This window comes from Paenibacillus sp. strain BS8-2 (assembly GCF_054483835.1).
Genome location: NZ_CM137010.1, coordinates 6,053,875 through 6,066,665 on the forward strand (window position 1 = coordinate 6,053,875; position 12,791 = coordinate 6,066,665).

General features: G+C 50.7%; 14 protein-coding genes. 6 read left to right on the plus strand and 8 right to left on the minus strand.

Going from position 1 to position 12,791, the window contains the following annotated elements; all coding sequences use genetic code 11:
• Nucleotides 1-353: 353 nt before the first annotated feature.
• Nucleotides 354-875: a GNAT family N-acetyltransferase gene (locus tag ACX1C1_RS26165; RefSeq protein WP_458955040.1), complete on the plus strand. Its 522-nt coding sequence runs from the start codon at nt 354-356 to the stop codon at nt 873-875.
• A 296-nt stretch (nt 876-1,171) separates the two neighbouring features.
• On the opposite strand, the gene rplT is transcribed toward ACX1C1_RS26165, so the two are convergent.
• From rplT to ACX1C1_RS26190, 5 genes are all read right to left on the minus strand, one after another.
• Nucleotides 1,172-1,531, minus strand: a complete 360-nt coding sequence (gene rplT / locus ACX1C1_RS26170; RefSeq protein WP_458955041.1) for a 50S ribosomal protein L20 — start codon at nt 1,529-1,531, stop codon at nt 1,172-1,174.
• A 53-nt stretch (nt 1,532-1,584) separates the two neighbouring features.
• Entirely contained in the window at nt 1,585-1,785 is a 201-nt protein-coding gene (rpmI, locus tag ACX1C1_RS26175) for a 50S ribosomal protein L35 (protein WP_458955042.1), read from the minus strand.
• 33 nt (nt 1,786-1,818) lie between these two features.
• Nucleotides 1,819-2,316 (minus strand): translation initiation factor IF-3, encoded by a 498-nt coding sequence (infC, locus tag ACX1C1_RS26180; protein ID WP_458957805.1) that lies wholly within the window; start codon nt 2,314-2,316, stop codon nt 1,819-1,821.
• Nucleotides 2,317-2,769: 453 nt separating this feature from the next.
• Nucleotides 2,770-4,014, minus strand: a complete 1,245-nt coding sequence (locus tag ACX1C1_RS26185) for a glycosyltransferase family 2 protein (RefSeq protein WP_458955043.1) — start codon at nt 4,012-4,014, stop codon at nt 2,770-2,772.
• A gap of 237 nt (nt 4,015-4,251) precedes the next feature.
• A complete protein-coding gene (locus ACX1C1_RS26190; protein WP_458955044.1) occupies nt 4,252-5,448 on the minus strand; it encodes a glycosyltransferase family 4 protein in 1,197 nt (398 codons plus the stop codon).
• A 232-nt stretch (nt 5,449-5,680) separates the two neighbouring features.
• Between ACX1C1_RS26190 and ACX1C1_RS26195 the strand changes: the two genes are divergently transcribed.
• A complete protein-coding gene (locus ACX1C1_RS26195; protein WP_458957806.1) occupies nt 5,681-6,226 on the plus strand; it encodes a phosphatase PAP2 family protein in 546 nt (181 codons plus the stop codon).
• A gap of 12 nt (nt 6,227-6,238) precedes the next feature.
• On the opposite strand, the gene trmB is transcribed toward ACX1C1_RS26195, so the two are convergent.
• Nucleotides 6,239-6,985 carry a tRNA (guanosine(46)-N7)-methyltransferase TrmB gene (gene trmB, locus ACX1C1_RS26200; protein WP_458955045.1) on the minus strand — a complete coding sequence of 249 codons (747 nt, stop codon included), beginning with the start codon at nt 6,983-6,985 and terminating at the stop codon, nt 6,239-6,241.
• 263 nt (nt 6,986-7,248) lie between these two features.
• On the minus strand, nt 7,249-7,455 hold the full coding sequence (locus tag ACX1C1_RS26205) for a hypothetical protein (protein WP_458955046.1): 207 nt from the start codon (nt 7,453-7,455) through the stop codon (nt 7,249-7,251).
• Between the two features lie 280 nt (nt 7,456-7,735).
• On the opposite strand from ACX1C1_RS26205, the gene ACX1C1_RS26210 reads away from it, so the two are divergent.
• From ACX1C1_RS26210 to ACX1C1_RS26225, 4 genes are all read left to right on the plus strand, one after another.
• Nucleotides 7,736-8,698 carry a TIGR01212 family radical SAM protein gene (locus ACX1C1_RS26210; RefSeq protein WP_458955047.1) on the plus strand — a complete coding sequence of 321 codons (963 nt, stop codon included), beginning with the start codon at nt 7,736-7,738 and terminating at the stop codon, nt 8,696-8,698.
• 3 nt (nt 8,699-8,701) lie between these two features.
• Complete coding sequence (locus tag ACX1C1_RS26215; RefSeq protein WP_458955048.1) at nt 8,702-9,295, plus strand: tRNA (mnm(5)s(2)U34)-methyltransferase; 594 nt, start codon at nt 8,702-8,704, stop codon at nt 9,293-9,295.
• A 152-nt stretch (nt 9,296-9,447) separates the two neighbouring features.
• Entirely contained in the window at nt 9,448-9,837 is a 390-nt protein-coding gene (locus ACX1C1_RS26220; protein ID WP_458955049.1) for a VOC family protein, read from the plus strand.
• Between the two features lie 29 nt (nt 9,838-9,866).
• A complete protein-coding gene (locus ACX1C1_RS26225) occupies nt 9,867-10,841 on the plus strand; it encodes a type I phosphomannose isomerase catalytic subunit (protein ID WP_458955050.1) in 975 nt (324 codons plus the stop codon).
• Between the two features lie 86 nt (nt 10,842-10,927).
• Here ACX1C1_RS26225 and ACX1C1_RS26230 read toward each other — a convergent pair whose 3' ends face one another.
• Complete coding sequence (locus ACX1C1_RS26230) at nt 10,928-12,751, minus strand: B12-binding domain-containing radical SAM protein (RefSeq protein ID WP_458955051.1); 1,824 nt, start codon at nt 12,749-12,751, stop codon at nt 10,928-10,930.
• Nucleotides 12,752-12,791 lie beyond the last annotated feature (40 nt).

The window sequence follows — 12,791 nt, forward strand, 5'->3', positions numbered from 1 at the left end:
CCATGGCACTGTAACGCTTGCCCTGCGATGCTCCCTAATACGCGAAATGCTTTTCAGGAGAATAGCTCCGAGGTGAGCTCGTAGAAAAGGGATTTTGGCGTCGGTTGCAGCTGATCCGTACGCTCTCTGAGCAAAAGGGCCCTTATCACTTCGTCCTCATCATTGCCGATTGATATGACTTTTCATTATTATATGCCGTTTGGAACGGTACGTCAAGAAGTGAACATCCGAATTTTCTGCTTATTGGTCATTCGCAAATGATCGGCGCGTCACATATAGTAGTGTAGCCTATGTTTATCCATTCCATGTGGTCGGCGTCTACACCGCGATTGCCGCCGCAATTGGAGGTTTCCATGATCAGAGCCCGCAAACCCCAGGACGATCCCGAGCTCGTCCGCCTCATCCGTACGGAACTGATTCCTCAGTCCGCAACAGCCAGACCGTTAGACGCTCGTATGATCCGTGAGCTACCACAACGCTTCCGTTGGGGCGTCACCTACGTTGCGGCCAGAACAAAACAAGGACCGCCTGTTGCTTTTGTCCACTTCCTTGCCGCGGATGGTCAGTTGATGATCGATATGCTGGCCACGAACTCCGCTCATCAAGGATTAGGTTACGGAAGCCTGCTCATGGCCCATGCCGAAAGCTATGGCGTAGCACATCAGTGCAGCATGGCACGTCTATTCGTCGACGCTTCTAACGGCAGAGCTCAGCGCTTCTACGGCAAGCTCGGATACACCTTCATTCGATACTTGCCTCAGTGGCAATGCTTCGAGCTCGCTAAACCTTTATTGCCGATACAACAGTTACAGCCGCCGCCTCTGCCTCTTGAGACCGATATGTATGTAAGGCACGAGCCAATAACCAGCAATTAATACAATCGTCCGCTAAAGTCCATCCACATCTTAAAGAGGATGTTCAAAAAGTCCGCTTCCCATTACGAAGTAACCCAAGAAGCTTACTCGACGCGAATATGGAATGCAGCCGAACCTTCCGTTTCTCACGTAGCTCCGCTACGCTCCGATACTCAGTTTCTAGCTGCCTCCCATCTTCTTGGTACTGAAAACCGTACTTTTTGAACACGCACTTAAAGCAGATAACCTCTTAACGATAAAAAGAGGTTCGCTCCAGTCTCAACCGGAGCAAACCTCTTTTGTAGGCTTAAGTAAACTTAAGCGTTAATTTTTTGTTTAGCAACGCCAGCCAGGGAGTTGAACGAAGCGATATCGTTAACAGCCAGGTCAGCCAGCATTTTGCGGTTTACTTCTACGCCTGCAAGCTTCAGGCCATGCATGAACTTGCTGTAGGACAAGCCGTTGATGCGAGCTGCTGCGTTGATACGAACGATCCACAGTCTGCGGATGTCACGTTTTTTGTTGCGACGGTCGCGGTAAGCGTACATCAGAGACTTACCAACTTGCTCCTTCGCTGTTTTAAACAGACGATGTTTCGAACCGAAGTAACCTTTAGCGAGTTTCAGAATTCTTTTGCGACGACGAGTGCGGACAAATCCGCCTTTAACTCTTGCCATGAGTGGAAACCTCCTGTAAGTTGATTGTGCTTATTTTATTTCAAGACGTGCAATTATTTCAGGTTAGAAAGACCTTGTTTCAGACGACGAACGTCGCCTGCAGCCATAAGCGGCTGACCAGCAAGAACGCGCTTCTGGCGTCCCGATTTGTGGGAGAGCAAGTGGTTTCTGTAAGCTTTGTGACGCTTCACTTTACCAGTACCGGTAATTTTGAAACGGTCCTTCAAACTGCTGTGCGTTTTCATCTTTGGCATGTCAGTTATTCCTCCTTAATGTTATACCAGCTGCTAGCTGTTTGATTTTGGTGCCAAAATCATAATCATGCTCCGGCCTTCCAGCTTAGGAGCGCGCTCGACATTGCATATTTCGGCAACTTCTTTGGACAAACGTTCCAGAATCTTCTGGCCGATCGAAGCATGCGTGATTTCACGCCCGCGAAAACGAACGGATGCCTTCACCTTGTCGCCTTCGTTCAAGAACTTCACGACATTACGGAATTTGACTTGGTAGTCATTCTCCTCGATGTTAGCGCGGAACCATACTTCCTTAAGATCAACGATCTTCTGGTTCTTGCGTGCTTCTTTCTCTTTCTTCTGTTGCTCGTAGCGGAATTTGCCGTAGTCCATGATGCGGCATACCGGCGGTTTGGCCGTCGGCGCAACGTTCACCAGATCCAGATTAGCTTCAACAGCAAGCTGCAGTGCGTCACGAATCGATTTAATGCCGATTTGCTCACCATCCGCGCCTACTAAACGTACTTCTCTGGCCCGGATCTCATCGTTGATTTGATGTTCTCTGCTAATAACGTGCCACCTCCAAAATGGTATACTGCCTAGGTGAAATATAGATAAAGTAAGGTAGACCCTATACTCTCCTATAACTCCGAAAAAAAATAAAAACACGGGTTAAGTGAACCCGCGTCTTGTAAATGTCCTTGGAATTTGCCTTAACCATCCTATGTACTCAGAATGGCAGCTTACCCTGGAATCATCGCAAACCTGTCGGCATAACCGGAAGGTGAGAAGCGGGTGCTTCTTCTTGTGCGTATCATGGTTGAATCTCAACACTCAAATACTATATCACAGACAAAAGCCCGGGTCAACCGATTTAAGAACATTGTTTCAACTGAATAGAGGGACATCCTTTCCAACTACTCCGTAGACGCAAGACAAGCTGCCTCCTAACCGTCAGGAAGTCGAGGTAGGTCGAGGCAGCTTGCCGTTAATTATAACGTTTCTTTAACTTGTCGACTTCCCTTGTACTTCCTCGATGCGGACGACACGCGTATGCTGCGTATGACTCCACGTCTTATTGTTCTGCGTGAAGAACGCGTAGAACGTAATCGGCAGCCAAGAGATCAGGAAGAACGGAAGCGTAAGCAGATGCGCGTACATCTTCCAGCTGCGCACCTTCTCCATCATCATGGCCGCAGGGAACTGGAGAACCGTTGCAGCAACCGCAATGGCGACGAGCCACCATGGCATGTAGCTGTACACCGAATGAATGACATCCTTTGCAGGAATAATCATATCGATCCATAGAATAACGGTCAGAAGCAAGCCAAGCAACGTGTTATAGACGGAGAACGAATAAATCGCCGCATCGAATTTCACAAGGCTGCGTTCCTTAATACTCGCCCACAGCAGTGGGAAGAAGTAGTTCCGCGCCACATTAAAGTGGCCTTGCATCCAGCGCAGACGTTGTCTGGCGGAGGCTCGGAACGTTACCGGCTTCTCATCGAACACCTTCGCATCGTAATTCAAGACAGGATAAATTCCTCGTTTCACGCAGCGCATCGAGAACTCCAGATCCTCTACGAGGCTTGTTGCGCCCCATCCCATATCCTTGAGCAGCTTCGATTCGAAACACATCCCAGTGCCTCCAAGGAAGTTACTCATATTAAGATTTGTGCGGGACAGCTGCCACAGGCGGTTGCAATACCAATACGTAATGGCGTAAGCTGCCGTAACCCAGGAGTCGGAAGGATTTTTGGTATCCAGGTAGCCCTGGATAACTTGATGTCCAGCGCAGAGATCATCGTTCATCAATTGCAGGAAGTCCGGATTAACGAGATTGTCGGCATCGAACATCACGATTGCATCGTATTGGCGAGGCAACGCCCATAGCTCCTTGAGCATCCATTCGATAGCATAACCCTTACCTCTTAGATGCGTATTCGTACGTACGCAGGCATGAACGCCCATGTCGCGGGCAATGTCAGCCGTATTATCGGTACAGTTGTCGCAGATGACGAAGATGTCGTACAGCTCCTTCGGATAATCCAGTTTCTTCAGATTGTCGATCAGAGCGCCTACGACCTGAGCTTCATTATGCGCCGCTACAAGCACGGCAAATGACTTTCGCGGAGCCTGGCGTTTGCGGCTCTTGTTCTTCATGAAACCGAACAGGGATAACGCGAACTGGTACACGGCGATTGTTGCTAGAACAACCTGAAACGCAATAAACACAACTGTAAAGAACATTACGCGAGGCCCCCTTGACCTTTTGATTTGTCGGCTTGTTCCTCCCCCTCTTGATGAGACGGCAAGCTCTCTCTTGTTAACATCTGTATGTCATATTTGATTTACTGATTTTCCACCGAAACCCCAGCTTTGTCAAAATTGGAAATCGGCTTAATTACGTTTAAATCGGTCGGTAAAACGCTTGCATTCGGGCAAGGGAATCTAATCCCCTCCTTTTCCTGCACTACAGTCTTATTCTCAACCATTTCCTGCGTTTTTAGCACGAATGTCCCTAATTTTCGGTCGGTTATGAGATTTAATTAATTTGTACTCATCGAGCAGCCTGCTGAATATGCCATCCCAGGTTTGGGTTTTGCTATAGGCCTGGGCATTCTGCCCCAACGCGTAACTAAACGCCTCGTCCCCCTGAAATATCGACAAAGCATCCCCAAATGCTTCGACATCCCCTGGCTGGCATAACAGCCCATTCACTCCATCGCGAATGATATCCTTGACACCGCCTGCGTTTGCGCCGATGACTGCAGTCCCGCAAGCCATTGCTTCCAGCACAACATTGCCGAACGTCTCTGTAGGCGACGGGAACAGCAGTACATCCGCTGCTGCATACCACAGTCGCAGCTCATTCAATTCGGCAAAACCGACAAACAATGCCTGAATCCCGTCACGTTGACACTTTTCCTTTAAAGCAGGTGCAGACGGACCGTCACCTACGAGAACGAAACGAGCGCCAGGCTGCTTTGCTTGCAATTTCGCAAACGCGTCGAGCGCGATTCCGACATCCTTTTCAGGCGCGAGTCTTCCTGCATATAGAACCAGGAATGGACAATCTGCGAGTCCGTGACGCTCAAGGAACGGTTCCCGTTCGATTGCGGGGTGGAACAGCTCAGGATCAACGCCCCTGGTCCACAGCTTCATTCGAGAATCGTCCCAACCCCGATCAACCAATGACTTCAGTGTCGTAGGCGAAGGTACGAATATGGAGCTGCAATCACGGTGGAACCACTCCATATATCTCCATAACAGCTTTTCCATCCATTGCAAATTGTAAAACGACAAATAGTGATCAAAGTTTGTATGGTAGGATGCGACGAGCGGGATGTCGAATTTGCGGGCGTAATGGATGCCGCATAGGCCGAGGTTGAAGGGAGTAGCTACGTGAACGAGGTCAGGTTGGAAGCTGCGGAGGGTGCGGCTGACATAAGACAGATTCGGAAAGGCGAGCCTGCATTCGGGATATAGAAAAAAGGGGAGACTCATGAATCGCTCAATTGGACTATCGGCTGGAATTCTAGGGTTCGAAGCCGTAGTAGGCTCAGGCGCGAACACTCGGCATTGAATGCCTTGCCGTTCGAGATATCCCGTCCACCTGCTTAATGTTCGGGCAACGCCGTTTATTTCGGGAGCATACGTGTCGGTGAAAATCGCTACTTTCATCCATTCATCGCCTCCGTCACTCCGGCAAGCTGCCAATGCCGCTTCTGGACAAACAGGCACGACAGGCCGAATATCGTATACAGCGAGCGTAACAGATTATTGTTAGCGATACGTCAATGGGATATGTAGCATTCGTTAATACAGTCTTCACGCAGCCTTAACAGTGCGACAACGAAATCATGTTACAATGTGGGCAAGGAATAAGCAGAGAGGATGGTCTAGAGTGGAGAGAATGCTCGGCTGGATCAGAGCAAACGAACAGAGAATGCTTATCTGGGCGAACAGGAAACGCGCGGAGAACAGGCTTCATGTCCTGGCGGATCGTTGGTTCAGTACGATTACGCATACGGGAGGCGCGACCTTTACGCTCCTCGCCTCCCTTATATGCGCGCTGCTTGCACCCCAACCGTGGGGAGCAGCCGGATGGCAAAGCCTGATTGCCGTCATCATCAGTCATCTGCCAGTAGCGATCGTCAAACGCAAATTCAAGCGACTGCGTCCATACCAAGCTTTGGAGGGCGTACGAACAGGACCGAAACCGCTTGAGGATTCGTCATTCCCATCCGGGCACACGACCGCCGTATTCGCATGGATTACGCCGCTCCTGCTAACAGGCACTCCGCTAAGTCTCATGATCATCCCAGCCGCCATCATTATTGCCTTCTCAGTCGGCTGGTCAAGGATGCATCTTGGCCTGCATTATCCTTCTGATGTTGCCGCAGGTGCCATTATAGGAACGGCCACAGCATTCGCCGTCCATTACTTCTGGGTAACTTAATCGTCCTTAGAGCTACTCTTGATCTTCTTCTTGCGAGGCGGCCGCTTCCAGCTTGGCTGCCTCGCGTCTTCCCGCACGGTGATTCAGCAATGCTTCCTCTCCGATCACTACCTCTACGCGATGGATGGGCTGCCCCTTCTGCATAAACTTCATCTCGTATTCCGTGAACACCAAATCTTCCCTAGGCTCGTCCCGATGGAGATGCAACGAAATATTGCGCATCACGAGCTCCATACCTGCAAAGCTGTTGAGGGAAAATTCAAACAACGTCATCGAATCCGTTTTGAAATGGATTTCGCCGCGTTCATTTAGAATTTCGATATATTTGGACACAAATCGCTCATGTGTAAGTCTGCGACGCGCATGCTTGCTCTTTGGCCATGGATCGCTGAAGTTTAAGTAGATGCGCTCAAGCTCTCCTGGCGCAAACATCGATTCGATTCCTTCAATATTCGCACGAAGCAGCGCCAAGTTAGGCGGCGAGTCCACGCCTTTTTCTTCCCACGCCAATCTGCCCTTCTCGCTTGCCCGGCGCAGCAGCTCATCGTACATATCCACACCGATATAATTAATATGTGGATTGCGTACGCTCATTTGACTAATGAAACGACCTTTGCCCATTCCGAGCTCTACATGGATCGGGTTATCGTTGCCGAAGAACGCCTTCCAGTTGCCGCGATGTGGCTCCGCATCCAGTACGACCAGCTCCGGCTGACTCTCCAGATTCTCCCTGATTCCTTTTCTGCCTCTCAAACGCATATCGTTAGCTCCTTCAATCGCTTAATAAACAATTCGTCCTTATTGTGCCCAACAGCGCCTCCAAAGTAAAGCTTTTTCGGATCAGCCCGAAACATGGCACGCATAATTTGTATTCCAAGATGGAACTGATTACCTTTATGGACCGATTCGCAGCATCCATTTCAACAGCACAATAACCAGGGTAACAACGAAAGAGCCGCTGCCACAGGGCAACGACTCTTAAGGTTCATGTATCATATCCGGTCAGTTGCCGGTATCTTATACTAACTAAGCAATTGATAAGGAATCGGAGCGTTGTCTCTGGATTCCCGCTCGTTCACGCCTTCGAGCACCGAGTTCAGCTTCTTGCGCGCCGAAATCTCAAGCTCATGGTTCGAATGGAACCGAATACCGGCAAGCACCTGCAGTTCTTTGATTGTTAGCTCTACCGTTACTTTCTCATCGCCGTAAGGAATTTTTGCCGTTGTCATCTCACATCACCTCATCGATTTATTTACGTTCATTTTTTCCAATTTATCGACTTATCATGTGTACGGTTACATTTAGGCTATGTCAGATACGTTTATTGATTTGTCGCACTTTTAATATAACACATCATGTTAGGTTATGCAAGCCTAATTTCCTTTGACCAGCGACGATTTTCCAGCTGCCAGAATCCGAACAATCGCTAGTCCTTCATGGAATAGGCATGGCTTTTCGACTGCTTTTTCGATAAAATGTAGGGTGAAGCAAGGAGAAAAGGAGATTTTCATGAATCAGCCCGAAGCTTTCCCCTCTCTACCTATGATGTGGGGGGACAAAAGATTTCATACATGGAATTACGAAATGCGCGAGCAATTTGGCGGCAAGGTGTTCAAAGTAACCCTCGACGCCGGGTTCACATGTCCTAATCGCGACGGTACGCTTGCAAAAGGTGGATGTACATTTTGCAGCGCCCGTGGCTCCGGAGACTTCGCGGGCAGCCGCCGCGACGATCTTGTGACCCAGTTCAACCAAATCCGCGACCGGCAACACGGGAAGTGGCCGGAGGCGCAGTATATCGGTTACTTCCAAGCCTATACGAACACATACGCTCCAGTCGATGAGCTGCGCGAATATTACGAAGTCATACTGAAGCAACCCGGTGTTGTCGGCCTATCGATTGCCACGCGTCCCGACTGCCTGCCCGACGATGTCGTCGACTACCTCTCGGAGCTGAATGAACGCACCTATCTTTGGGTAGAGATGGGCTTACAGACCGTTCACGAGTCGACGTCGGAGCTGATTAATCGGGCGCATGACACCGCTTGTTATCTGGATGCCGTGCGCAGGCTGCGGGCACGCGGCATCCGTGTTTGTGCCCATATTATTTACGGCTTGCCCCAAGAGACGCACGAGATGATGCTGACGACGGGGCGCGCAGTCGCTGCCATGGATGTGCAGGGCATCAAGATTCACTTGCTTCATCTCATGCGCAAGACACCAATGGTGAAGCAATACGAAGCAGGTCTGCTTCAATTTCTCGAGCGGGACGCCTATATCGGTCTAGTCGTCGACACACTGGAGCTTCTGCCCCCGGAGATGATCGTGCAGCGCTTAACGGGCGACGCCCCCCGCGACCTCCTCATCGGTCCTAAGTGGAGTCTGGATAAGTGGCCTGTGCTGAACGGCATCGACGCCGAACTGCGCAGCCGTGACTCGTGGCAAGGGAAACTATGGCGGAAGGAGGTGTAGGATATGGGTTTCCTTTCCGTGCTTAGCATGGCTCACAAGTGGATCGCAGAACGAGCTCACCCCGGCGATACAGTAATCGACGCCACGGCCGGCGGAGGCGTAGACACATTGGCGCTGGCTGAGCTTGTTGGTCCCAAGGGATCCGTTTACGCCTTCGACATCCAAGAAGAGGCCCTTCAACGGACCAAACAAAGGCTGTCCGCCGCGGAACACAATGGACGCCTATCCCCGGTTCGGCTTACACTCGCAGACCACGCGGAGATGGAGCAGCATATTGAGCCTGGCGACAATGGGAGCATAGCGGCCGTCATGTTCAATCTCGGATATTTGCCAGGAGGCGATCAGGCTGTCATCACGGAACCCGAATCGACGATCCGCGCGCTGGACGCTGCGATAAACGTGCTTCGGCCTGGCGGAATTTTAACTTGTGCGCTGTATCCTGGTCATCCTGGAGGAGACGCCGAAGCAGCCGCGGTAGAAGCATGGGCCGCGAGCTTGCCGACATCAGTCGGACAAGTTGTTCTATATCGCCAGCTGCAACGCGTGGCTGCTCCTTATCTGATTGCCATAGAGCGACGCAAGAGCAAACAAGACTAAGCTCTTATTCCGCAATCCGCGGTTGCTGGCGCTGGCGCTGGCGGACCAATGATATTGGTTCGCCAGCTGTTCCATTCCCGCTTTACGCTACGTCTGGTCATAACGCAGTCATGCAACGCACCATACTCACCAATCGAGAGGAGCTTATCCTAATGGCAGTTAAGAAAATCGAGCATGTAGGCATCATGGTTCGCAATATTGAGCAATCCGTCCACTTCTACACCTCCGTACTTGGACTGAAACACAATTCTACGCTGCTCCACACGAACGGCATCATCCGACTTGCTTTCTTGTCGTTCCCAGGTCACGAAGAGACCGAAATCGAGCTCGTCGAGGGCTACAACAGTGAATTGCCTGCTGAAGGCAAGACCCATCATACCGCCTATACGGTAGATGATATCGAAAGGGAATTCGAACGAATCAAAGCGTTAAACGTGCCTCTACGCGATACTGAAATTACAACACTTCCTAACGGCGCGCGTTACTTCTTCCTGTACGGACCAGACGGCGAACTGCTGGAGCTGTTCCAGCCTGCCAACTAGCCCTACACCATTCGAAAGGGGAATACATCATGAACGTGCAACCTTATCCATTACAATTTAAAGCTGAGATGAAAGAACGAGTTTGGGGAGGCAGAGCACTAGAGCAATACGGTCTGGAAATGCCGGATGGCTCGATCGGCGAAGGCTGGATGATCGGTGATCACCCGAACGGAACAACGAAAGTAATCAACGGCGAGCTTGCGGGCCGCGGATTAGACGAAATTCGTGAGTTATACGGACGCGAATGGTTCGGGAGCCGTGGCTTCTCTGAGAAAAACGGACGTTTCCCGCTTTTGATCAAGCTGCTGGATTGTAACGATGATCTATCCGTACAAGTTCATCCTACGGATGACTACGACCGTTTGCCAGCAGGCGAGCTAGGCAAGACGGAGATGTGGTACATCCTGAGTGCGAAGCCAGGAGCTACGATTATCTACGGTCTTAAAGAAGGTATAGATCGCGCCGCTATGGAACAAGCAATTCGAGACGGTCGCATCATGGATACACTTCAGGTCGTGCCGGTAGAAGCTGGCGACGCCTTCTACATACCGGCGGGCACTGTTCACGCACTTTGCTCTGGTGTTGTTGTTGCCGAAATACAGCAGAACTCCGATACGACGTATCGCCTCTACGACTATGAGCGCCCTGGTCTCGACGGCAAGCTCCGCGAGCTGCATGTCGAGGACTCGCTTAACGTTATCGCCTACGAAGGTGCAGGCGCCCAGCGGATGAAGACGGATGGTGTCGGCGCAGGCGAGTGGCTGACGATCGCCTCCTCCCCTTACTTCCAAGTGGAGAAAGGCGTAATCGACGGTACGCTGTCGTTGTCAACAACACTCGAAAGCTTTGTTATTCTTGTCGTTGCAGACGGCGAAGGCTACGTGCGTTATTCGGGTGGCGAGCTCCCGGCGAAAGCAGGCGAATGTTTCTTGCTTCCAGCCACGCTTGGCGAGTACAAGCTTTCCGGCAGCATGACAGTCATTCGCAGCATCGTGCCAGCTTAATATTCGAACATCAAATAAACATCAAATAAGGTCGCATGTTACGGCAATGCCGTTCCATGCGACCTTATTGTTGCGCCCATGACGCTTTATACGTTAGCCGTATGCCCGACTTGCATCGTAAAGGCGAGTGGCTTCGGCTTGCTGCTGCCTTTATCCAGCGCGTACATCATAATAAGCAGTGTGTGGCTATCCGTCGTAAGTTCGCCTCTCTGAAGCAATGCTTCCAAGTCGAACGGCAGCTTCTCCAGCATAGCGTGTTTGTGTAGATCACGTTCATGTAAGCCAATCGCGGCAAATTCCGGTGAAACATCCTCCGGTCGCTCCAATAGCTTCCTCATCCAAGCGCTGTATTCGGCTTTGTCCATGGCGTGCTCCCACCATGTCTTACGCGGCTTGAAGTTATGATTCAAGAAATAATCATATTTCATCAAGCCGAGCACGACGTCCAGATTCAGCTTCGAACCTACCGTCTCCCCTTCGCCCAGCTTTGTCTCTTGCGGTAGATCTTTCAGGAAGCTCCATAGCCGCGAGAACAAATCCTCTAGCTGATGGCCAATCTTGCTCCAGCCTCGTTCCTCCCAATAATCGCCGAACATCTGGAAGAAATCGAATGGAGACGGGAATACACGGTCGACCAGATACAGCAACGTATGATCCATCCGATGTGCATTCCAATATTTCTCCAGCACATCCTCCACTCGCTTGATCCGCACAATATCGCCAAACGGCATCAAATCGTTGCCGAGCATCTCATACGGCGCGCGATCCATATAGATATACCCCCACTTTTCCGCATCGAGCCGAAGTCCGGTTCCGCGCAGCATCTTGAGGAAACCGAGCTGCAGCTCCTCAGGACGCAGTGCGAATACATCATTGAACGTCCCGCGGAACGTATCGTAATTCTCGAGCGGCAATCCTGCAATCAAGTCCAGATGCTGATCGATTTTGCCGGAGTCCTTAACCTTGGTTACCGTACGCACGAGCTTGGACCAATTCTGACGACGCTGAACCGCAAGATTGGTAGGATCGTTGGTCGACTGGACGCCGATCTCGAAGCGGAATACACCGGGAGGCGCATGCTCCGCCAGATAGTCCAGTACTTCCGGCCGCATGATGTCCGCCGTAATCTCGAACTGGAACACGCAGCCTCGATGATTTTCGATGAGGAATTGGAACATCTCCAGCGCATAATCGCGTTTGATATTAAAGGTGCGATCTACGAACTTGATGAGCTTGGCTCCATTGTCGATCAGATAATTGATATCCGATTTGGTGCGCTCCACGTCAAAGTACCGTACACCAACCTCAATGCTAGACAGACAGAATTGACAGCTGAACGGGCATCCACGGCTCGTCTCGAAATATACGACACGGCTGCCGAGGTTCGGGATGTCCTCAGCGAATCGATGCGGGGATGGCAGCTCATTCAGATTCAACTTCGGACGATGCGGGTTGATAAAAATTTCCGTCTTGCTGTTACGCGTTTTCCGGTAAGCGAGTCCGAACACCATATGGTATTTGGCCGCTCCTTGGATTTCCGTCAACAGATGGTCAAACGTCTCTTCACCTTCGCCCATCACGATAAAGTCAACCTCTGGCAGCCGCTCCATCCAATACTCCGTATCATAGCTTACTTCGGGCCCGCCCAAGATGATCTTGAGCTCCGGCTTAATTTTGCGCAGCATATTAACTACGGTTATCGTTTCTTCTATATTCCAGATATAACAAGAGAATCCGACCACGTCGGGATTACGACCAAACAGGTCAGATGCAATATTCATCGCTGGATCCTTGATCGTATATTCCGCGATATCGATATCAAACCGATCGCCGCTGTATGCCTTAAGACAACGCAGGGCAAGCGACGTATGAATAAACTTTGCGTTTAATGTAGACAAAACAACTTTCATTCTCTATCCCTCTCTCAACAAACAAGCTGACTTCTATTGT

Excerpts from the sequence above, each read along its gene's own strand:
- ACX1C1_RS26225 (WP_458955050.1), top strand. The coding sequence starts at position 9,867 with ATGAACGTGCAACCTTATCCATTACAATTTAAAGCTGAGATGAAAGAA.
- rplT (WP_458955041.1), bottom strand. The coding sequence starts at position 1,531 with ATGGCAAGAGTTAAAGGCGGATTTGTCCGCACTCGTCGTCGCAAAAGA.
- ACX1C1_RS26230 (WP_458955051.1), bottom strand. The coding sequence starts at position 12,751 with ATGAAAGTTGTTTTGTCTACATTAAACGCAAAGTTTATTCATACGTCG.
- ACX1C1_RS26210 (WP_458955047.1), top strand. The coding sequence starts at position 7,736 with ATGAATCAGCCCGAAGCTTTCCCCTCTCTACCTATGATGTGGGGGGAC.
- ACX1C1_RS26165 (WP_458955040.1), top strand. The coding sequence starts at position 354 with ATGATCAGAGCCCGCAAACCCCAGGACGATCCCGAGCTCGTCCGCCTC.
- ACX1C1_RS26220 (WP_458955049.1), top strand. The coding sequence starts at position 9,448 with ATGGCAGTTAAGAAAATCGAGCATGTAGGCATCATGGTTCGCAATATT.
- ACX1C1_RS26195 (WP_458957806.1), top strand. The coding sequence starts at position 5,681 with ATGCTCGGCTGGATCAGAGCAAACGAACAGAGAATGCTTATCTGGGCG.
- ACX1C1_RS26205 (WP_458955046.1), bottom strand. The coding sequence starts at position 7,455 with ATGACAACGGCAAAAATTCCTTACGGCGATGAGAAAGTAACGGTAGAG.
- ACX1C1_RS26190 (WP_458955044.1), bottom strand. The coding sequence starts at position 5,448 with ATGAAAGTAGCGATTTTCACCGACACGTATGCTCCCGAAATAAACGGC.
- trmB (WP_458955045.1), bottom strand. The coding sequence starts at position 6,985 with ATGCGTTTGAGAGGCAGAAAAGGAATCAGGGAGAATCTGGAGAGTCAG.
- ACX1C1_RS26215 (WP_458955048.1), top strand. The coding sequence starts at position 8,702 with ATGGGTTTCCTTTCCGTGCTTAGCATGGCTCACAAGTGGATCGCAGAA.
- rpmI (WP_458955042.1), bottom strand. The coding sequence starts at position 1,785 with ATGCCAAAGATGAAAACGCACAGCAGTTTGAAGGACCGTTTCAAAATT.
- ACX1C1_RS26185 (WP_458955043.1), bottom strand. The coding sequence starts at position 4,014 with ATGTTCTTTACAGTTGTGTTTATTGCGTTTCAGGTTGTTCTAGCAACA.